Here is an 18,736-nt window from a genome sequence, read left to right on the forward strand (position 1 = left end):
GGTGTGCGTGGCGTGGCGCGTCTATGCGCGATGAAAGTCGTGAGGCGCGTTCAAGCCGGCTTGAGAGCCGGCTCGAAGTTCGGCGTGGCGGACACGCTTTCATATCCCGACGCGAGTTCGCGCAACTGGCCGTTCGCGAGCGAAAAGATCCAGCCGTGCACGAGGGGCGGTGACTCGCTTCGCGCGACGACGGCGTGGCCGCGCAGGCGCTGCACCTGGGCAATGACGTTCAGTTCGGCGAGCCGGTCGATGCGTGCCTGCTCCGGCGCGATACCGTCCAGCTCTGGGCGATGTGCCTGCGCGAGATCGCAAAGAGGCCGGATACGCCGGTTCACGTGCGGAAGATGCGGAGCCGGCGGCATCAACGAGGCGCGCACGCCGCCGCATCCGTAATGTCCACAGACGATGATGTGCTTCACGCGCAGCACCGCTACGGCGTATTCGAGCACGCTCATGGAGTTGTCGTCGGCGGGGTCGAACAGGTTGGCGATATTGCGATGGACGAAGAGGTCGCCCGGCGAGCAATGCGTAACGCTTTCGGCGGGCACGCGGCTGTCGGAGCAGCCGATCCAGAGCACTTGAGGCCTTTGCCCCTGGGCGAGGGTGTCGAAGAAGTGCGGGTCGCGCCGGGCGATTTCCTGCGCCCAGGCGACGTTCGCGACGAGCATGCGTTTCGGAAGGTTCATTGGGAGTGACTCCACGTTGAGCGGGAGCGCTGTTTGACCATTACAAAACGCTTTCTATCAGAAAAAATTCAGACAAAATCCGAAAAAAATCGGTTTGATGCCGAGCGAATAAAAAATGCCGCCTGGTGGGCGGCATTGAGCGGTGTGATGAAGCCGTGCGGCGCAGCGCGGAGGTCCGCCGCGCGAGTGTCAAAACAGATTGCGTCTGTCGGGATCGTGGAGCGGATCCGGCGTCTTTTGCGTGAGGCGCAGTGTGCCGTTGTCGTCGAAGTAAAAGCTGTAGAGCATGTACCAGACGTTGTCTTCGAGGTAGCGATAGGTCCACACCTCGCGCTTCATCAGCGGGAAATACGACGTTTCCACGGGCCGGCCGAAATTCACGAGCACGTCGGCGCGGGTCCACTTGCCGATCTCGGCGCGATAGAACTCGTTGGGTTGCAGAACCTGGCGCACGCTCACGATCTTGCCCGAGGCGTCGATGTCCGCCGCAGTGGTCGTTTCGCCCATCGGTTGGGTGGGCCACATCAGGCGGTGTCCGCCGTTCGGAAGATCGTAGACTTCGCGCGGCGCGCCGAGCCGCGCGACGATGGTCGACTGGTCCGCGCCCGGCTGCACCTGCTGCCAGGGCTGCGCGCAACCCGCGAGCGTCAGCGCGCCGAAGCAGGCGGCAAACGCCATGAGGCAGGTGCGCGGTCGCGCGATGGTCGTTGAAATACGCATGAAAGCCTCCGGGAGCATGGGCCAGCGTGTGGCATTGAATCTCGTTATTTTGACACGGGCCCCGCTGGCGGCGCGTCGGCGCGGGCGGGCACGACGCACTGCTGGCCGCACTTGCCGCTCGTCCGCTCGGGGCCTATGATCCGCGCTTCCAACGCATTCTGGAGAAGCGATGAGGTACGGTCGGGCAGGGGCGAGTGCGGCGCCGAGGATGACTCTGAAGACGGCGCCGGCGGGGGCGTGCGCTGCAATGGCGTTCGTTGCGTTGCTGGCAACGTGGCCGGCGATCACCGCCGAGGCTGCCACGCCGGTGTCGGGAACGGCCCATGCCGGCGAGCCGATCCGCCTTGCCCTGATCGAAGGCATGTCGGGCCCGTTCGCGAATGCGGGCGCGGCCGTGGAGCGCAATCTGCGGTTCGGAGTCGAGCGCGTGAACGCGCGCGGCGGCGTGAAACTGGCCGACGGCGCCCATCCGCTCGAACTCGTCGTGCTCGACAGCAAGGGCAGCGCGGAGGCCGCGCTCGTGCAACTGCGCGCGGCGGCCGACCGGCACATCGGCTTCATCCTGCAGGGCAACAGTTCGGCGGTAGCCGCCGCGCTCGTCGACGCCATCCAGAAGCAGAACAGCCGCAATCCGGACAACCGCGAGCTGTTCCTCAACTATTCCGCCGACGACCCGGCCCTCACGAACGCCAATTGCAGCTTCTGGCACTTCCGTTTCGACGCTCACGCCGGCATGCGGATGGACGCGCTCGCCGACGTCATCGCGCGCGATCCGTCGGTGAAGAAGGTGTACCTGCTGAATCAGGACTACAGCTTCGGCCACGACGTGAGCGCGCTCGCGCGCTCGGCGCTTGCGACGAAGCGACCCGACATCGCGGTGGTGGGCGACGAGTTTCACGCGATTGGGCGCATCAAGGACTTCGCGCCCTATATCGCCAAGATTCGCGCGAGCGGCGCGGACGCGGTCGTGACGGGCAACTGGGGCAACGATCTGACGTTGCTCGTGAAGGCGGCGCGCGAACAGGGCTTCGATGCGAAGTTCTACACGTTCTACGGCAACAGCCTGGGTGCGCCGGCGGCCCTGGGCGATGCCGGGGTCGGACGGGTATTTGCGGTCGCGGACTGGCATCCGAACGCGGGCGGCGCGCAGTCGGACGCCTGGTACGCGGCGTTCCGCGCGCGTTATCCTGCCGCCGCTGACGACTATCCCGTGCTGCGTATGAGTCTGCTCGTCGAGATGCTGGCCGAGGCGATGGGGCGGGCCCGTTCCGCCGATCCCGTGGCCGTTGCGCGGGCGCTGGAAGGCATGAGGTTCGACAACGGCTTTCACGCCGAATGGATGCGCGCCGAGGACCATCAGCTGATCCAGCCTCTTTATGTGATGGCGATGGACAAAGCGGGCACGGCCGGCGTGCGCTATGACAACGAGGGCTCGGGCTACGGCTTTCGTACGGTACTGGCGTTGCCCCCTGAACGGACCGTGCCGCCCACCACGTGCCGGATGACGCGGCCCTGATGCGGGGCTTTCGGTGCGGGGCGGTCGCTGTGCTACAATACCGATCTTGCTGTAACCCCACGGCACGGCCTTTCTTCCGTGACCGCCCGTTCGATTCAAAGGAAATCAAATGTCTGTAGCAGATATCAAGAAGTCCGACGTAGTCGCGCAATTCGCGCGTGGCACCAACGACACGGGTTCGCCCGAAGTTCAGGTGGCGCTCCTCACGTCCCGTATCAACGAACTGACCGTTCACTTCAAGTCCCACGCGAAGGACCACCACAGCCGCCGCGGCCTGCTGCGCATGGTGAGCCGCCGCCGCAAGCTGCTCGATTACCTGAAGGGTAAGGACGCTGACCGTTACCGCGCGCTGATCGAAAAGCTTGGTCTGCGCAAGTAACCGGACGGTTTTTCAACAAGATGCCTGTGTCAGTCAGCTGATGCAGGCATTTTGTTTTTGAACGGTGCGCTTCATGTGCTGCGCACCGGCAGGCCACTGGGTAGCACCAGGCAATACGACCCGATGACCGGGCTTTCTGGGTAGAGCTTTGTGTCATTCCAGCGGTTCATGCGATTGCGGTTCATCCGCCTCGCGGGACGTGATCCGCTGGAATGGCATAACACTCCTCTAGCCATGCAGCGCCGGTTCTCGCGTAGCCGCGCCCGAGGGTGCGCGGTATAACAACGAACGAGTAAAGGAGTGACTTCTATGTCCATGTTCAACAAAGTCGTGAAGGAATTCAAATGGGGCCAGCATAACGTTCGCCTCGAAACGGGCGAAATCGCCCGTCAGGCGAGCGGTGCCGTCCTCGTTGACGTCGAAGATACGGTCGTGCTCGCGACCGTCGTCGGCGCGAAGTCGGCCAAGCCGGGTCAGGATTTCTTCCCGCTCACCGTCGACTACATCGAGAAGACCTATTCCGCCGGCAAGATTCCGGGCGGCTTCTTTCGTCGCGAAGGCCGTCCCTCCGAAGGCGAAACGCTCATTTCTCGCCTGATCGACCGTCCGCTGCGCCCGCTTTTCCCCGAAGGCTTCTACAACGAAGTGCAGGTCGTCATTCACGTGCTGTCCGTGAATCCGGACATTCCGTCGGACATCCCGGCGCTGATCGGCGCATCGGCCGCACTCGCGGTGTCGGGTCTGCCGTTCAACGGTCCGGTGGGGGCCGCGCGTGTTGCGTACATCAACAACGAATACGTGCTGAACCCCACGCGCGCGCAGATCAAGGAATCGCGCCTCGACCTCGTGGTCGCGGGTACGGAACGCGCCGTGCTGATGGTGGAATCCGAAGCGGACCAATTGCCCGAAGACGTGATGCTGGGCGCAGTCGTGTTCGGCCACGAGCAGATGCAAACCGCCATCGACGCCATTCACGAACTCGTGCGCGAAGGCGGCAAGCCCGAGTGGAACTGGCAGCCGGCGCCGAAGAACGAGCCGCTCATCGCGCGCGTGACGGAACTTGCGCTGGCCGACCTCCAGGCCGCTTACCAGATTCGCGAAAAGCAGGCTCGCTCGGCGAAGGTCAAGGAAATCTATTCGGCCGTGACGGCGAAGCTCGCGGAAGACGCCGTGACGTCGGCCGGCGAAGCGCCGGATGCCGCGACCGTCGGCAACATCCTGTTCGACCTGGAAGCGAAGATCGTTCGCGGCCAGATCCTGAACGGCGAGCCGCGCATCGACGGTCGCGACACGCGCACCGTTCGTCCGATCGAAATCCGCACCGGCGTGCTGCCGCGTACGCACGGCTCGGCGCTCTTCACGCGCGGCGAAACGCAGGCGCTCGTGGTGGCGACGCTCGGCACGAAGGGTGACGAGCAGATCATCGACGCGCTCGAAGGCGAGTACCGCGACCGCTTCATGCTCCACTACAACATGCCCCCGTTCGCGACCGGCGAAACGGGCCGCGTGGGTTCGCCGAAGCGCCGGGAAATCGGCCACGGACGTCTTGCGAAGCGCGCGCTCGTCGCGTGCCTGCCGAGCGCCGAAGAGTTCGGCTACTCGATTCGCGTGGTGTCGGAAATCACGGAATCGAACGGTTCGTCGTCGATGGCCTCGGTGTGCGGCGGCTGCCTCGCGCTCATGGACGCCGGCGTGCCGATGAAGGCGCACGTCGCGGGTATCGCGATGGGCCTGATCCTCGAAGGCAACAAGTTCGCCGTGCTGAGCGACATCCTCGGTGACGAAGACCACCTGGGCGACATGGACTTCAAGGTGGCGGGCACGGCCGAAGGCGTGACCGCGCTGCAGATGGACATCAAGATCCAGGGCATCACGAAGGAAATCATGCAGGTCGCGCTCGCGCAGGCGAAGGAAGGCCGCATGCACATCCTCGGCAAGATGACGGAAGCGGTGTCGGGTGCGAACACGGAACTGTCGGCGTTCGCGCCGCGCATGATCACCGTGAAGATCAACCCGGAAAAGATCCGCGACGTGATCGGCAAGGGCGGTTCGGTGATCCGCGCGTTGACCGAAGAAACGGGAACGACCATCGACATCTCCGACGACGGCGTCGTGACCATCGCGAGCACGAGCAGCGAAGGCATGGCCGAAGCGAAGCGCCGCATCGAAGCCATCACGGCGGAAGTCGAGGTCGGTCAGATTTACGAGGGCACGATTCTCAAGCTGCTGGACTTCGGTGCGATCGTGAACCTGCTGCCGGGCAAGGACGGCCTGCTGCATATCTCGGAAATCGCCAACGAGCGCATCAAGGACATCAACGACTACCTCAAGGAAGGCCAGATCGTGAAGGTCAAGGTCATCCAGACGGACGAGAAGGGTCGCGTGCGCCTGTCGGCCAAGGCGCTGCTCAACGACTCGGCGTCCGGCGCGCCGCAGGGCGAGCCGGCTCCGCAGCAGTAACGCGGTAGCCTGACGACGGCCGGCAGCGCGCAAGCGTGCCGGCCGTTTTTCTTGATGACGCGCGAAACGCGCGCGCGGATCGCGCTGCATGCAACCCTAATCCAGGGCATGCTGTCTGCCGTTTGCAGTGCAATTCAGACTCAGGGGAACGCGGATGAAAGCGATCGAAATTACGGAATTCGGTGCACCTGACGTGCTCAAGCTGACCGAGCGGCCCGTGCCGGAACCCAAGGCCGGCGAGGTTTTGATCAAGGTGGCGGCTTCGGGTGTCAACCGACCGGACGTGTTCCAGCGCAAGGGCGCGTATGCGCCGCCGCCCGGCGCCTCCGACCTGCCCGGGCTGGAGGTGGCGGGTGTGATAGCGGGCGGCACGATCGATCCCAAACGCAACCCGTTCGGCCTGAAGCAAGGCGACCGCGTATGCGCGCTCCTCGCGGGCGGCGGTTACGCCGAGTACGCTGCGGTGCCGCTCCAGCAATGTCTGCCTGTGCCGGGCGCACTGTCGGACGTCGAGGCTGCGTCTTTGCCTGAGACGTTCTTCACGGTGTGGAGCAACGTCTTCATGCGCGCGCAACTGGGCGTGGGCGAGGGCGGTGCGAACGAGACGCTGCTCGTGCAGGGCGGTTCCAGCGGCATCGGGGTGACGGCCATCCAGATTGCGCACGCATTGGGCTTTCGCGTGTTCGCGACGGCGGGTTCCGAAGACAAGTGCCGTGCGTGCGAGCAACTGGGTGCCGAGCGCGCCATCAACTACCGGACCGAAGACTTCGTCGAAGTCATCAAGTCGCTCACGAACGATCGTGGCGTCGACGTGATTCTCGACATGGTGGGCGGGAGCTATATTCCACGCGAGCTTTCGGCACTCGCGGACGGCGGACGCATCGTGCTGATCGCCATGCTCGGCGGTGCAAAGGCCGAGGTGAATCTCAACGAAATCCTGCGGCGTCGGCTGACCATCACGGGCTCGACGCTGCGCCCACGCCCCGTTGAATTCAAGGCGCAGGTCGCAGCGCAACTGAAGGAGCGCGTGTGGCCGCTGATCGAAGAGGGACGCATCAAGCCGGTGGTCTACCGCGTGTTCGAGGCCGCCCGTGCGGCCGAGGCGCATGCGCTGATGGAGAGCAGCGAGCACATCGGCAAGATCGTGCTGGACTGGCAAGGGGCTTGACATGTGCGGTTTGACCGGCCTGGCGGTCGCACAGTAAAATTGCGCGTTTTTGCTTTTGCCGCACCGGGTGATTGCCCTGCCCGTCCGGAAAGAATCGGTCTGGTTCGGTCGGGAGGTTTTGTCGGTTGCCTTCCGGGTCAGGCGGCGCAACGCAGAGCGAATAGCGCCCCAGGCAACGGACCGCGGGCTGCCCGGGACACGAGAGGACACGACGAGACGATGTCGAAACAACGAGCGAAACTGGTAGTCGGCAACTGGAAGATGCACGGTCGTCTGGAGGCGAACGCCACATTGCTGCAGGCGATCGCCAGGCGGGCTGCCGCGCTTCCTGCCGACGTGCGCGTCGCTGTGTGCGTGCCGTTTCCGTATCTCGCGCAGGTGCAGTCCTTGCTGGAAGGCAGCCGTGTCGCGTGGGGCGTGCAGGACGTGTCGGCCAACGCGCAAGGCGCCTATACCGGCGAAGTGGCCGCTGAAATGGCGCGCGAATTTGGCGCGTCGTTTGCAATCGTGGGCCATTCCGAGCGCCGTGCCTATCACTACGAAAGCGCGGAGCTTGTGGCGGTCAAAACGCAACGTGCGCTCGAGGCGGGTTTGACCCCCATCGTCTGCGTGGGCGAAACGCTCGAGCAGCGAGAAGCCGGAACGACCGAGCAGGTGGTGGATGTGCAACTGGGCGAAGTGCTCGCCAAGCTTTCGTCGGAAGAGGCGGCGCAAATCGTCGTGGCCTATGAGCCGGTTTGGGCGATTGGTACGGGCCGCAGCGCTACGGCGGCCCAGGCGCAGCAGGTGCACGCGTTCCTGCGTGCACAACTGGCGGCGAAAGGTGCGGCAGTCGCCGACGTGCCGCTGCTGTATGGCGGAAGCGTGAAGCCCGACAATGCGGAGGAGTTGTTCCGCCAGCGCGATATCGATGGTGGTTTGATCGGTGGTGCCTCGCTCAAGGAGGCCGACTTCATCGCGATCTGTGAGGCCGCTGCCGCAGCGAGCGCTGCTCAGGCTTCGTAAGGCCCTTCGGTGTTGCCGCGGTATCGCGGCACCCATGCTTTCATGCGCGTGACGACTTGATGTCACCGCTTTAACAGAACCTCAGGTGAGTGTAATGCTGTATTTGAAGACGTTGATCATTGTCGTCCAGCTGCTGTCCGCGCTTGGCGTTATCGGCCTCGTGCTGCTGCAACACGGCAAGGGCGCGGACATGGGCGCCGCGTTCGGCAGCGGCGCGTCGGGTAGTCTGTTCGGTGCGAGCGGCTCGGCGAATTTTCTTTCGCGTACAACCGCCGTCCTCGCAACAGTCTTTTTCGTATCGACGCTGGCGCTCACTTATCTTGGCTCGTATCATTCGAAGCCTTCGGCAGGTGTGTTGGGCGCTGCAACAACGGCGCCTGTGGTTGCATCCGCTGCGTCGGCTGCAGCTCCGGCCTCGTCGCCTGCAGCGGCTTCGGCTGCATCGGCGCCGGGCCAGGACGTGCCGAAATAAATTTTCGATGGAACCGCTTTGATGCGTTGAACAATCTGTTTAGACAGGTTAGAATTCAAATCTTGAAGCGATTCGCGGGTTTCAACAAGTTGTTTTCCCGGATTGCATACAGTGCCGACGTGGTGAAATTGGTAGACACGCTATCTTGAGGGGGTAGTGGCGAAAGCTGTGCGAGTTCGAGTCTCGCCGTCGGCACCAATGTTATCTAATGCCAGCCGCTGCTTCGCTTCGGCTGGCATTTTTACTTCTGGCGTCGTATTTGTTTGTTTCGCGGCGCCCGTCAAGCTTCTGAAGTAATATGCCGCGGGCCACACCGCGCCCGCGGAACCCAGAACCAACCGATTGAGGATAGTCTTGAACCTCGCAGCCTATTTCCCCGTCTTGTTGTTCCTCCTTGTGGGCACCGGTTTGGGTATAGCGCTGGTCAGCATTGGCAAGATTCTTGGTCCGAACCGGCCCGACGCCGACAAGAATTCGCCGTACGAGTGCGGCTTCGAAGCCTTCGAAGACGCCCGCATGAAATTCGATGTGCGGTACTACCTCGTGGCCATCCTCTTCATCATCTTCGATCTCGAGACCGCGTTCATGTTCCCGTGGGGCGTTGCCCTGCGCGATATCGGCTGGCCGGGCTTCATCGCGATGATGATTTTTCTGCTCGAATTCCTGCTGGGCTTCGCCTATATCTGGAAGAAAGGCGGCCTCGACTGGGAGTGACGGGTTAATTGCCGGTTTGCATGGGTGGCAGCGCCATGCCGCCCGCCTGGAGTGGAAAGCAAATGAGTATCGAAGGGGTCTTGAAGGAAGGGTTTGTCACCACTACGGCTGACAAGCTGATCAACTGGACACGCACCGGCTCGCTGTGGCCGATGACGTTCGGTCTTGCATGTTGTGCAGTCGAAATGATGCATGCGGGTGCAGCCCGCTACGACCTTGACCGCTTTGGGGTGGTGTTTCGCCCGAGCCCGCGTCAGTCGGATGTGATGATCGTGGCCGGCACGCTGTGCAACAAGATGGCGCCTGCCCTGCGCAAGGTGTACGACCAGATGGCCGAGCCGCGCTGGGTTATCTCGATGGGCTCGTGCGCCAACGGCGGCGGCTACTATCACTATTCGTATTCGGTGGTGCGTGGCTGCGACCGCATCGTTCCTGTCGATGTTTACGTGCCGGGCTGTCCGCCCACGGCGGAGGCCCTGGTCTACGGGGTGATCCAGCTGCAGGCGAAGATTCGCCGCACCAACACCATCGCCCGTCAATAAGGCCTGAGCCTTCCCCCACAATATGGCAAGCAAACTCGAGACCCTGAAAGCGAACCTCGAGGCGGCCTTTGGCGGCCGTCTCGTGAGCATCACCGAGGCGATCGGCGAGCTGACGATCGTCGTGAAAGCGGGTGAATACCTCGACGTGGCGAAGCAGCTGCGCGACGACCCGAAGCTGCGTTTCGAACAACTGATCGATCTGTGCGGCGTCGACTATCAGGCGTACGGCGACGGCGCCTACGACGGCCCGCGCTTTGCAGCGGTGCTGCATCTGCTCTCGGTGACGAACAACTGGCGTCTGCGCGTGCGTGTGTTCGCGCCGGACGACGAAGTGCCCATTGTCCCCTCCGTCGTGGATATCTGGAACTCGGTCAACTGGTATGAGCGCGAAGCGTTCGACCTCTACGGCATCGTGTTCGAAGGCCATCCGGACCTGCGCCGCATCCTCACCGACTACGGCTTCATCGGTCACCCGTTCCGCAAGGACTTCCCGGTTTCCGGCTTCGTCGAAATGCGCTACGACCCGGAAGAGAAGCGCGTCGTCTATCAGCCGGTGACGATCGAGCCGCGCGAAATCACGCCGCGCGTGATCCGCGAGGATCGCTATGGCGGTCTGAAACACTAAGAGGGTGCCATGGCAGAAATCAAGAACTACACGCTCAACTTCGGCCCGCAGCACCCGGCAGCGCACGGCGTGCTGCGCCTCGTGCTCGAACTCGACGGTGAAGTGATCCAGCGCGCCGACCCGCACATCGGCCTGCTGCACCGTGCGACCGAAAAGCTCGCCGAAAGCAAGACGTTCATCCAGTCCGTGCCGTATATGGATCGTCTCGACTACGTGTCGATGATGGTCAACGAGCACGGCTATGTGATGGCCATCGAAAAGCTGCTCGGCATCGACGTGCCCATTCGCGCGCAGTACATTCGCGTGCTGTTCGACGAAGTCACGCGCGTGTTGAACCACCTGATGTGGATCGGCGCGCACGCACTCGACGTGGGCGCGATGGCGGTGTTCCTCTACGCTTTCCGCGAGCGTGAAGACCTGATGGACGTATACGAAGCGGTGTCCGGCGCACGGATGCACGCAGCGTACTATCGTCCGGGTGGCGTCTATCGCGACCTGCCGGATGCCATGCCGCAGTACAAGGCGTCGAAGATCCGCAACGAAAAGGCGCTCGCCCGGATGAACGAGGCGCGCCAGGGTTCGGTGCTCGACTTCATCGACGACTTCTTTAACCGCTTCCCGAACTGCGTCGACGAATACGAAACGCTGCTCACCGACAACCGTATCTGGAAGCAGCGTCTCGTGGGCATCGGCGTGGTGAGTCCCGAGCGCGCGCTGCAGATGGGCCTCACCGGCCCGATGATTCGCGGCTCCGGCATCGAATGGGATCTGCGCAAGAAGCAGCCGTACGAGGTGTACGACCGCCTCGACTTCGACATCCCGGTTGGCGTGAACGGCGACTGCTACGACCGCTATCTGGTGCGCGTCGAAGAAATGCGCCAGTCCACCCGCATTGCGAAACAGTGCATTGAATGGCTGCGCAAGAATCCGGGTCCGGTGATGACCGACAATCACAAGGTTGCGCCGCCCTCGCGCGTGAACATGAAGTCGAACATGGAAGAGCTGATTCACCACTTCAAGCTCTTTACGGAAGGCTTCCACGTGCCGGAAGGCGAGGCCTACGCCGCCGTCGAGCATCCGAAGGGCGAGTTCGGCATCTATCTCGTCTCGGACGGCGCGAACAAGCCGTACCGGCTCAAGATCCGCGCCCCCGGCTACGCGCACCTGGCTGCACTCGACGAAATGGCGCGCGGCCACATGATTGCCGATGCCGTGACCATCATCGGCACGCAGGACATCGTGTTCGGGGAAATCGACCGGTAAGCGGTCCGCAACACGGCGCGTGCCGCGCATCACGCAAGGAACGCCACGTCTGTCGCAGCAAGCGGTTCGCGACAGGTTTTCGTTCGGTAGGAATTGAAAGAGTCGTGTCTGAAAATGATCTCAGCTGAAGGCCTGAAAGAAATCGATCGCTCGATCGCGAAATATCCCGCCGACCAGAAGCAGTCCGCGGTGATGGCGGCGCTGGCCGTCGCGCAGGAAGAGCACGGCTGGCTGTCGCCCGAACTCATGCAGTTCGTCGCCGACTATCTGGGCATGCCGGCGATCGCCGTGCAGGAGGTCGCGACCTTCTACACGATGTACGAGACGAAGCCCGTCGGCAAATACAAGATCACGCTCTGCACGAACCTGCCGTGCCAGCTGGGCCCGGACGGCGGCTCGGAGAGCGCGGCCGAATACCTGAAGCAGAAGCTCGGCATCGACTTTGGCGAAACCACGCCGGACGGCAAGTTCACCCTGAAAGAGGGCGAGTGCATGGGCTCGTGCGGCGACGCGCCCGTGCTGCTCGTGAACAACCATCGCATGTGCAGCTTCATGAGCCGCGAGAAGATCGACCAGCTGCTCGAGGAACTTTCGAAATGACGTCTTTGCACGATCGGCACATCAAGCCGCTGATTCTCGCCGGGCTGAACGGCGACAACTGGCATCTCGAAGACTACGTTGCACGCGGCGGTTACAAGCAGCTGCGCCGTATTCTCGAAGAGAAGATTCCGCCCGAGCAGGTCATCGCGGACGTCAAGGCGTCTGGTCTGCGCGGCCGCGGCGGTGCGGGCTTCCCGACCGGCCTCAAGTGGAGCTTCATGCCGCGCCAGTTCCCGGGCCAGAAGTATCTGGTCTGCAACTCGGACGAAGGCGAGCCGGGCACGTTCAAGGACCGCGACATTCTGCGCTGGAACCCGCATTCGCTGATCGAAGGCATGGCCATCGGCGCGTACGCGATGGGCATCACCGTGGGCTACAACTACATCCACGGCGAGATCTGGGAAGTCTACAAGCGCTTCGAAGAGGCGCTGGAGGAAGCGCGCCGCGCCGGTTTCCTCGGCAAGAACATCCTGGGTACGGATTTCTCATTCGACCTCTTCGCGCACCACGGCTACGGCGCATATATCTGCGGCGAGGAAACGGCGCTGCTCGAGTCGCTGGAAGGCAAGAAGGGCCAGCCGCGTTTCAAGCCGCCGTTCCCGGCAAGCTTCGGCGTGTACGGCAAGCCGACCACCATCAACAACACCGAGACGTTCGCGGCCGTGCCGTTCCTGCTGGCCATCGGTCCGCAGAATTATCTCGAGCTCGGCAAGCCGAACAACGGCGGCACGAAGATCTTCTCCGTGTCCGGCGACGTCGAGCGTCCGGGCAACTACGAAGTGCCGCTTGGTACTCCGTTTGCCACGCTGATGGAACTGGCGGGCGGTATGCGCGGCGGCAAGAAGATCAAGGCGGTCATCCCGGGCGGCTCGTCGGCGCCGGTGATCCCGGGTGACATCATGATGCAAACCGACCTCGACTACGATTCGATCGCGAAGGCCGGTTCGATGCTCGGTTCGGGCGCGGTGATCGTGATGGACGAGACGCGCTGCATGGTGCGCTCGCTGCTGCGTCTGTCGTACTTCTATTACGAAGAGTCGTGCGGTCAGTGTACGCCGTGCCGCGAAGGTACCGGCTGGCTCTACCGCGTGGTGCACCGTATCGAGCATGGTCTTGGCCGCAAGGAAGATCTCGATCTTCTGAACTCCGTGGCGGAGAACATCATGGGCCGCACCATCTGCGCGCTCGGCGATGCCGCCGCCATGCCGGTGCGCGGCATGCTCAAGCACTACTGGGACGAATTCGAATATCACGTGGCCAATAAGCGTTGCCTCGTCGGCGGCCATGCCGGTGCACCGGCTGCGCCGGAGACGGTGGCCGCGTAAGCGATTTTCCAGTGACCGCCGCGCTACGAAGCTGGCGGTCGCGGGAACGGGCCAGTAGAGCGCCCGGTGGGAACAGCAGCGAATGCAACGCGCGCAGCAGATACGGCCAGCGCGCCACACCGCGAACTCATCGCCGCAGCAGGCGATGAACGGGGCGAACGATTGAGCGGTAACAGGTTAAGGATGATTGACCATCATGGTTGAACTCGAAATAGACGGCAAGAAGGTCGAGGTGCCTGAAGGCAGCATGGTGATCCAGGCTGCGCACAAGGTCGATACCTACATTCCTCACTTCTGCTATCACAAGAAGCTGTCGATTGCGGCCAATTGCCGGATGTGTCTCGTCGAAGTCGAGAAGATGCCGAAGGCCGTGCCCGCATGCGCGACGCCGGTGTCGCCCGGCATGGTCGTGCGCACCACCTCCGACAAGGCCGTGAAGGCCCAGCAGTCGGTGATGGAATTTCTGCTCATCAACCACCCGCTCGACTGCCCGATCTGCGATCAGGGCGGCGAATGCCAGTTGCAGGATCTCGCGGTGGGCTACGGCAAGTCGTCGTCGCGCTACAGCGAAGAAAAGCGCGTGGTGTTCCACAAGAACGTCGGCCCGCTGATCTCCATGGAAGAGATGACGCGCTGCATTCACTGCACGCGTTGTGTCCGCTTCGGCCAGGAAGTTGCCGGCGTGATGGAACTCGGCATGCTGGGCCGCGGCGAGCATTCGGAAATCACGTCGTTCGTCGGCAAGACCGTGGATTCGGAACTGTCGGGCAACATGATCGACCTGTGTCCGGTCGGTGCGCTCACGAGCAAGCCGTTCCGCTACAGCGCCCGCACGTGGGAACTGTCGCGCCGCAAGTCGGTGAGCCCGCACGATTCCGTCGGTGCGAACCTCGTGGTGCAGGTGAAGAACAACCGGGTCATGCGCGTGTTGCCGCTCGAAAACGAAGCGATCAACGAGTGCTGGATTTCGGACAAGGACCGCTTCTCGTACGAAGGCCTCAACAGCGACGACCGCCTTACGCGCCCGATGGTGAAGCAAGGCGGCCAGTGGATCGAGACGGACTGGCAGACGGCGCTCGAGTACGTGGTGAAGGGCCTGAAGGGCATCGCTGCCGACCATGGCGCGAATGCACTCGCCGCGCTCGCGAGCCCGCACAGCACGGTTGAAGAGCTTTATCTGCTGAAGCAACTGGCCAACGCCGTCGGTACGCCGAACGTCGACTTCCGCCTGCGTCAGTCGGATTTCTCGGCCCCGCTCGCCGGCGCACCGTGGCTCGGCACGAAGATCGCGGACCTTCCGACGCTCGACTCGGCTTTCGTGATCGGTTCGTTCCTGCGCCGCGATCATCCGCTCCTCGCCGCGCGTCTGCGCCAGGCCGCCAAGGGCGGCGCAAAGCTCACGCTGTTGCAGGCCACGAACGACGACTCGCTCATTCCGACCGCACAGCGCATCGTGGCCGCACCGTCGGCATGGCTCGACGAACTCGCTGGCATCGCCGCGGCCGTGGGTCAAGCGCGCGGCGTGAGCGTGCCCGAGGCGTTCGCGGGCGCTCAGCCGTCGGAGGCGGCGAAGCAGGTTGCGGCGTCGCTCGCAACCGGCGAACGCCGGCTCGTGCTGCTCGGCAACGGCGCCGTGCAGCATCCCGAATTTGCGCGTCTGCACGCAGCAGCGCAATGGATCGCGGAAAACACCGGCGCCACGCTCGGCTTCCTTACCGAGGCGGCGAATACGGTGGGCGCGTATCTGGTCGGCGCACTGCCGGGCGAGGGCGGCCTGAATGCGCGTGAAGCATTCGAGCAACCGCGCAAGGGCTATGTGCTGCTCAACGTCGAGCCCGAATTCGATACCGCCAATCCGGCAGTCGCACTCTCTGCGCTGAATCAGGCCGAGATGGTCGTCGTGCTGTCGCCGTTCAGGACCGGCGCCGAATATGCCGACGTGCTGCTGCCGATCGCGCCGTTCACCGAAACGTCCGGCACGTTCGTCAACGCCGAGGCTACCGTTCAGTCGTTCAACGGTGTGGTGCGTCCGCTCGGCGACGCGCGTCCGGCCTGGAAGGTGCTGCGCGTGCTTGGCAGCCTGCTCGGCAAGCCGGGCTTCGAATTCGATACGTCCGAAGAAGTGCGCACGGCCGCGCTGGGCGACGGCGACCTCACGTCGCGTCTGTCGAACAAGGCGAACGGCGCCATCGCGCGTGCTGCAGGCGGTTCGGCGAAGCCGGCCAACGGCGGCTTCGAGCGCGTCTCCGATGTGCCGATCTACCACGCCGACCCGCTCGTGCGTCGTGCGCCGTCGCTGCATCTGACGATGGCGGCCAAGGTTGCCGGCACGGTGGGCCTGCCTGCTGCGCTGTTCGATCAGCTGGGTTTGAAGGACGGCGACGCGGTGCGCGTGCGCCAGGGCGATCGCTCGGTGCAGGCACCGGCGGTGCGCGACGCGAATCTTGCGCAGACGGTGGTGCGCGTGCCGGCGGCGACGCCCGCCGGTGCGGCGCTGGGCAGCCTGTTCGGTGAACTGCTGGTGGAGAAGGCGTAAATGAGCTTGTTCGATACGATCAACGCAGGCGGCAGCCAGTTGCTGGGTGTGGCGTGGCCCACGGTGTGGGCGCTCGTGCGCATCCTCGTCGTGGCGGTGGTGATCCTGCTGTGCGTCGCGTACCTGATCCTCTGGGAGCGCAAGCTCATCGGCTGGATGCACGTGCGTCTTGGCCCGAATCGCGTGGGTCCCGCGGGTCTTCTGCAGCCTATCGCGGACGTGCTGAAGCTGCTGCTGAAAGAAGTCATTCAACCCGCGCAGGCAAGCCGCTGGACCTATCTGATCGCGCCGATCATGACCGTGGTGCCGGCGTTCGCCGTGTGGGCCGTGATTCCGTTCCAGGCGGGCGCGGTGCTCGGCAACATCAACGCGGGTCTGCTGTACGCGATCGCGATCTCGTCGATCGGCGTCTACGGCGTGATTCTGGCGGGCTGGGCGTCCAACTCGAAGTACGCGTTCCTCGGCGCCATGCGCGCCGCGGCGCAGATGGTCTCGTACGAAATCGCCATGGGCTTCGCGCTCGTGGTCGTATTGATGACGGCGGGCAGCCTCAACCTCTCGGACATCGTGAACTCGCAGGAACGCGGTTTCTTCGCTGACCACGGCATTGCGCTGCTCTCGTGGAACTGGCTGCCGCTGCTGCCGATGTTCGTCGTGTACTTCATCTCGGGCATCGCCGAAACGAACCGCCACCCGTTCGACGTGGTGGAAGGGGAGTCGGAAATCGTCGCGGGCCACATGATCGACTACTCGGGTATGGCGTTCGCGCTGTTCTTCCTCGCCGAGTACATCAACATGATCGTGATCTCGGCGCTGGCTTCGACGCTGTTCCTCGGCGGCTGGAGCGCACCGTTCGGCTTCCTGTCGTTCATCCCGGGCGTGTTCTGGCTGGTGCTGAAAGTCTTTTTCCTGCTGTCGGTATTCATCTGGGCACGTGCCACGTTCCCGCGCTACCGCTACGACCAGATCATGCGTCTCGGCTGGAAGGTGTTCATTCCGGTGTGCTGTGTCTGGCTGGTGGTGGTCGGCTTCTGGATCATGTCGCCGCTGAATATCTGGAAATAAAGGGCGGATGAACCCATGACCGCAATCCAAAACTTCTTCAAGACCTTCTTTCTCACCGAGCTGCTCAAGGGCCTCGCGCTGACGGGACGCTATACGTTCCGGCGCAAGTTCACGGTGCAGTTCCCCGAGGAAAAGACGCCTATTTCGCCGCGCTTTCGCGGGCTGCACGCGCTGCGCCGCTACGAGAACGGCGAAGAGCGCTGCATCGCGTGCAAGTTGTGCGAAGCGGTGTGTCCGGCGCTCGCCATCACGATCGAGTCGGAAACGCGCGCGGACAACACGCGCCGCACGACGCGCTACGACATCGATCTGACCAAGTGCATTTTCTGTGGCTTCTGCGAAGAGAGCTGCCCCGTCGATTCGATCGTCGAGACGCACATCCTCGAATATCACGGCGAGAAGCGCGGCGACCTGTATTTCACGAAGGACATGCTGCTGGCCGTGGGCGATCGCTATGAAGCACAGATCGCGGCAAACAAGGCAGCGGACGCGCCGTACCGTTGATTTCAGCTTGATGCTCGATCGGCCCGCGGTCCGGGCCGGCTGCATGGTCCGCGCGGCGTAGCTGGCGCGCGAACCTTCAGCCCGACCGCCGCGGCGCGGTGCCCCTGTGCCAGCCCGCGCCGCGAGTCCGACGACGACCAGCCTCACGATGGCCTAACGATGAACCGGTAATCATGGAATTCACGACCGTACTGTTCTACATCTTCGCGCTGCTCCTGACGGTGTCAGGGCTGAAGGTGATCACCTCGCGCAACCCGGTGGCGTCCGCGCTGTTCCTCGTGCTCGCGTTCTTCAACGCGGCCGCGATCTGGATGCTGCTCGAGGCCGAATTCCTCGCCATCCTGCTCGTGCTGGTCTACGTGGGCGCGGTGATGGTGCTGTTCCTGTTCGTCGTGATGATGCTGGACATCAATCTCGACGTGCTGCGGCGCGACTTCCGGCGCTTCGTGCCGATGGCCACCGTGGTGGGCGCGATCATCGTGATCGAGACTGCGCTGATCCTCTGGCACGGCTACGGCGCCACGACCACGCCGGTGCGCGATACGGCTGCCGCCGCTGCGCTCGGCTCCATGCCGAACACGCGACTGATCGGCCGCGTTATTTACTCGGAATACATTTTCGCGTTCGAAGTGGCGGGCCTCGTGCTGCTCGTGGCGATCATCGCCGCGATCGCGCTGACCGCGCGCCATCTCAAGACCCGCAAGCGTCAGGTGGTGTCGGAGCAAGTGCACGTGCGGCGTGAAGACCGCGTGCGCCTCGTGAAGATGCCGGCCGAGAAGGTCGCACCCGAAGCGGTTGCGGGAGAAACTGCGCCCGGCAGCAACAGCTGAGCGAGGAGGAGAAAAACATGTTGACCCTTGCCCATTACCTCGTGCTCGGCGCGATCCTGTTCGCGATCGCTGTCGTCGGCATTTTCCTGAACCGTCGCAACATCATCATCATCCTGATGGCGATCGAGCTGATGCTGCTGGCGGTGAACACCAATTTCGTCGCGTTCTCGCATTACCTCGGCGACGTGCATGGCCAGATCTTCGTGTTCTTCGTGCTGACAGTGGCAGCGGCGGAGGCGGCGATCGGTCTCGCCATTCTGGTGACCCTGTTCCGTAGCCTCGACACGATCAACGTCGAGGACCTCGATCAGCTCAAAGGTTAATTT

At 63.3% G+C, this 18,736-nt stretch carries 19 protein-coding genes and 1 tRNA gene; 18 read left to right on the forward strand and 2 right to left on the reverse strand.

Annotated elements, in window-relative coordinates; all coding sequences use genetic code 11:
- Positions 1-50: 50 nt before the first annotated feature.
- Both U0042_RS24250 and U0042_RS24255 read right to left on the reverse strand, forming a co-directional pair.
- Entirely contained in the window at positions 51-686 is a 636-nt protein-coding gene (locus U0042_RS24250; protein WP_114813504.1) for a carbonic anhydrase, read from the reverse strand.
- Between the two features lie 189 nt (positions 687-875).
- Positions 876-1,406 carry a hypothetical protein gene (locus tag U0042_RS24255; protein WP_114813712.1) on the reverse strand — a complete coding sequence of 177 codons (531 nt, stop codon included), beginning with the start codon at positions 1,404-1,406 and terminating at the stop codon, positions 876-878.
- 247 nt (positions 1,407-1,653) lie between these two features.
- On the opposite strand from U0042_RS24255, the gene U0042_RS24260 reads away from it, so the two are divergent.
- From U0042_RS24260 to nuoK, 18 genes are all read left to right on the forward strand, one after another.
- Positions 1,654-2,922, forward strand: a complete 1,269-nt coding sequence (locus tag U0042_RS24260; protein WP_419150538.1) for a branched-chain amino acid ABC transporter substrate-binding protein — start codon at positions 1,654-1,656, stop codon at positions 2,920-2,922.
- 109 nt (positions 2,923-3,031) lie between these two features.
- A complete protein-coding gene (gene rpsO, locus U0042_RS24265; RefSeq protein WP_017774401.1) occupies positions 3,032-3,301 on the forward strand; it encodes a 30S ribosomal protein S15 in 270 nt (89 codons plus the stop codon).
- 309 nt (positions 3,302-3,610) lie between these two features.
- Positions 3,611-5,761, forward strand: a complete 2,151-nt coding sequence (gene pnp, locus U0042_RS24270) for a polyribonucleotide nucleotidyltransferase (RefSeq protein ID WP_114813500.1) — start codon at positions 3,611-3,613, stop codon at positions 5,759-5,761.
- A gap of 154 nt (positions 5,762-5,915) precedes the next feature.
- Complete coding sequence (locus U0042_RS24275) at positions 5,916-6,929, forward strand: NAD(P)H-quinone oxidoreductase (protein WP_114813498.1); 1,014 nt, start codon at positions 5,916-5,918, stop codon at positions 6,927-6,929.
- Positions 6,930-7,148: 219 nt separating this feature from the next.
- Positions 7,149-7,934 (forward strand): triose-phosphate isomerase, encoded by a 786-nt coding sequence (tpiA, locus tag U0042_RS24280; protein WP_114813496.1) that lies wholly within the window; start codon positions 7,149-7,151, stop codon positions 7,932-7,934.
- Positions 7,935-8,028: 94 nt separating this feature from the next.
- Entirely contained in the window at positions 8,029-8,406 is a 378-nt protein-coding gene (secG, locus tag U0042_RS24285; protein WP_114813494.1) for a preprotein translocase subunit SecG, read from the forward strand.
- A gap of 113 nt (positions 8,407-8,519) precedes the next feature.
- Positions 8,520-8,604, forward strand: a tRNA-Leu gene (locus U0042_RS24290).
- A gap of 156 nt (positions 8,605-8,760) precedes the next feature.
- The gene (locus tag U0042_RS24295) at positions 8,761-9,120 is read left to right on the forward strand and encodes an NADH-quinone oxidoreductase subunit A (protein WP_114813492.1); all 360 of its coding nucleotides are present in this window, start codon (positions 8,761-8,763) and stop codon (positions 9,118-9,120) included.
- Positions 9,121-9,182: 62 nt separating this feature from the next.
- On the forward strand, positions 9,183-9,662 hold the full coding sequence (locus U0042_RS24300; protein ID WP_006052903.1) for a NuoB/complex I 20 kDa subunit family protein: 480 nt from the start codon (positions 9,183-9,185) through the stop codon (positions 9,660-9,662).
- A 22-nt stretch (positions 9,663-9,684) separates the two neighbouring features.
- The gene (locus U0042_RS24305) at positions 9,685-10,287 is read left to right on the forward strand and encodes an NADH-quinone oxidoreductase subunit C (protein WP_114813490.1); all 603 of its coding nucleotides are present in this window, start codon (positions 9,685-9,687) and stop codon (positions 10,285-10,287) included.
- 9 nt (positions 10,288-10,296) lie between these two features.
- Complete coding sequence (locus U0042_RS24310) at positions 10,297-11,550, forward strand: NADH-quinone oxidoreductase subunit D (protein ID WP_114813488.1); 1,254 nt, start codon at positions 10,297-10,299, stop codon at positions 11,548-11,550.
- 114 nt (positions 11,551-11,664) lie between these two features.
- Positions 11,665-12,150: an NADH-quinone oxidoreductase subunit NuoE gene (gene nuoE, locus U0042_RS24315; protein ID WP_114813486.1), complete on the forward strand. Its 486-nt coding sequence runs from the start codon at positions 11,665-11,667 to the stop codon at positions 12,148-12,150.
- A complete protein-coding gene (nuoF, locus tag U0042_RS24320; protein WP_017774410.1) occupies positions 12,147-13,475 on the forward strand; it encodes an NADH-quinone oxidoreductase subunit NuoF in 1,329 nt (442 codons plus the stop codon). The genes nuoE and nuoF overlap by 4 nt, the downstream gene beginning before the upstream one ends.
- A 196-nt stretch (positions 13,476-13,671) precedes the next feature.
- Positions 13,672-16,011 carry an NADH-quinone oxidoreductase subunit NuoG gene (nuoG, locus tag U0042_RS24325; protein ID WP_114813485.1) on the forward strand — a complete coding sequence of 780 codons (2,340 nt, stop codon included), beginning with the start codon at positions 13,672-13,674 and terminating at the stop codon, positions 16,009-16,011.
- The gene (nuoH, locus tag U0042_RS24330) at positions 16,012-17,076 is read left to right on the forward strand and encodes an NADH-quinone oxidoreductase subunit NuoH (RefSeq protein ID WP_114813483.1); all 1,065 of its coding nucleotides are present in this window, start codon (positions 16,012-16,014) and stop codon (positions 17,074-17,076) included.
- A gap of 15 nt (positions 17,077-17,091) precedes the next feature.
- Positions 17,092-17,580, forward strand: coding sequence for an NADH-quinone oxidoreductase subunit NuoI (gene nuoI / locus U0042_RS24335; RefSeq protein WP_017774413.1), 489 nt, complete (start codon positions 17,092-17,094; stop codon positions 17,578-17,580).
- Between the two features lie 173 nt (positions 17,581-17,753).
- Positions 17,754-18,410 carry an NADH-quinone oxidoreductase subunit J gene (locus U0042_RS24340; RefSeq protein WP_114813481.1) on the forward strand — a complete coding sequence of 219 codons (657 nt, stop codon included), beginning with the start codon at positions 17,754-17,756 and terminating at the stop codon, positions 18,408-18,410.
- 17 nt (positions 18,411-18,427) lie between these two features.
- The gene (nuoK, locus tag U0042_RS24345; RefSeq protein WP_017774415.1) at positions 18,428-18,733 is read left to right on the forward strand and encodes an NADH-quinone oxidoreductase subunit NuoK; all 306 of its coding nucleotides are present in this window, start codon (positions 18,428-18,430) and stop codon (positions 18,731-18,733) included.
- The last annotated feature ends 3 nt before the right edge of the window (positions 18,734-18,736 follow it).

It is taken from the genome of Paraburkholderia kururiensis (assembly GCF_034424375.1).
GTDB lineage: Bacteria > Pseudomonadota > Gammaproteobacteria > Burkholderiales > Burkholderiaceae > Paraburkholderia > Paraburkholderia kururiensis_A.

Coding starts and splice junctions, on each gene's coding strand:
- U0042_RS24250 (WP_114813504.1), bottom strand. CDS start 686: ATGAACCTTCCGAAACGCATGCTCGTCGCGAACGTCGCCTGGGCGCAG.
- U0042_RS24255 (WP_114813712.1), bottom strand. CDS start 1,406: ATGCGTATTTCAACGACCATCGCGCGACCGCGCACCTGCCTCATGGCG.
- U0042_RS24260 (WP_419150538.1), top strand. CDS start 1,654: ATGGCGTTCGTTGCGTTGCTGGCAACGTGGCCGGCGATCACCGCCGAG.
- rpsO (WP_017774401.1), top strand. CDS start 3,032: ATGTCTGTAGCAGATATCAAGAAGTCCGACGTAGTCGCGCAATTCGCG.
- pnp (WP_114813500.1), top strand. CDS start 3,611: ATGTCCATGTTCAACAAAGTCGTGAAGGAATTCAAATGGGGCCAGCAT.
- U0042_RS24275 (WP_114813498.1), top strand. CDS start 5,916: ATGAAAGCGATCGAAATTACGGAATTCGGTGCACCTGACGTGCTCAAG.
- tpiA (WP_114813496.1), top strand. CDS start 7,149: ATGTCGAAACAACGAGCGAAACTGGTAGTCGGCAACTGGAAGATGCAC.
- secG (WP_114813494.1), top strand. CDS start 8,029: ATGCTGTATTTGAAGACGTTGATCATTGTCGTCCAGCTGCTGTCCGCG.
- U0042_RS24300 (WP_006052903.1), top strand. CDS start 9,183: ATGAGTATCGAAGGGGTCTTGAAGGAAGGGTTTGTCACCACTACGGCT.
- U0042_RS24305 (WP_114813490.1), top strand. CDS start 9,685: ATGGCAAGCAAACTCGAGACCCTGAAAGCGAACCTCGAGGCGGCCTTT.
- U0042_RS24310 (WP_114813488.1), top strand. CDS start 10,297: ATGGCAGAAATCAAGAACTACACGCTCAACTTCGGCCCGCAGCACCCG.
- nuoE (WP_114813486.1), top strand. CDS start 11,665: ATGATCTCAGCTGAAGGCCTGAAAGAAATCGATCGCTCGATCGCGAAA.
- nuoF (WP_017774410.1), top strand. CDS start 12,147: ATGACGTCTTTGCACGATCGGCACATCAAGCCGCTGATTCTCGCCGGG.
- nuoG (WP_114813485.1), top strand. CDS start 13,672: ATGGTTGAACTCGAAATAGACGGCAAGAAGGTCGAGGTGCCTGAAGGC.
- nuoH (WP_114813483.1), top strand. CDS start 16,012: ATGAGCTTGTTCGATACGATCAACGCAGGCGGCAGCCAGTTGCTGGGT.
- nuoI (WP_017774413.1), top strand. CDS start 17,092: ATGACCGCAATCCAAAACTTCTTCAAGACCTTCTTTCTCACCGAGCTG.
- U0042_RS24340 (WP_114813481.1), top strand. CDS start 17,754: ATGGAATTCACGACCGTACTGTTCTACATCTTCGCGCTGCTCCTGACG.
- nuoK (WP_017774415.1), top strand. CDS start 18,428: ATGTTGACCCTTGCCCATTACCTCGTGCTCGGCGCGATCCTGTTCGCG.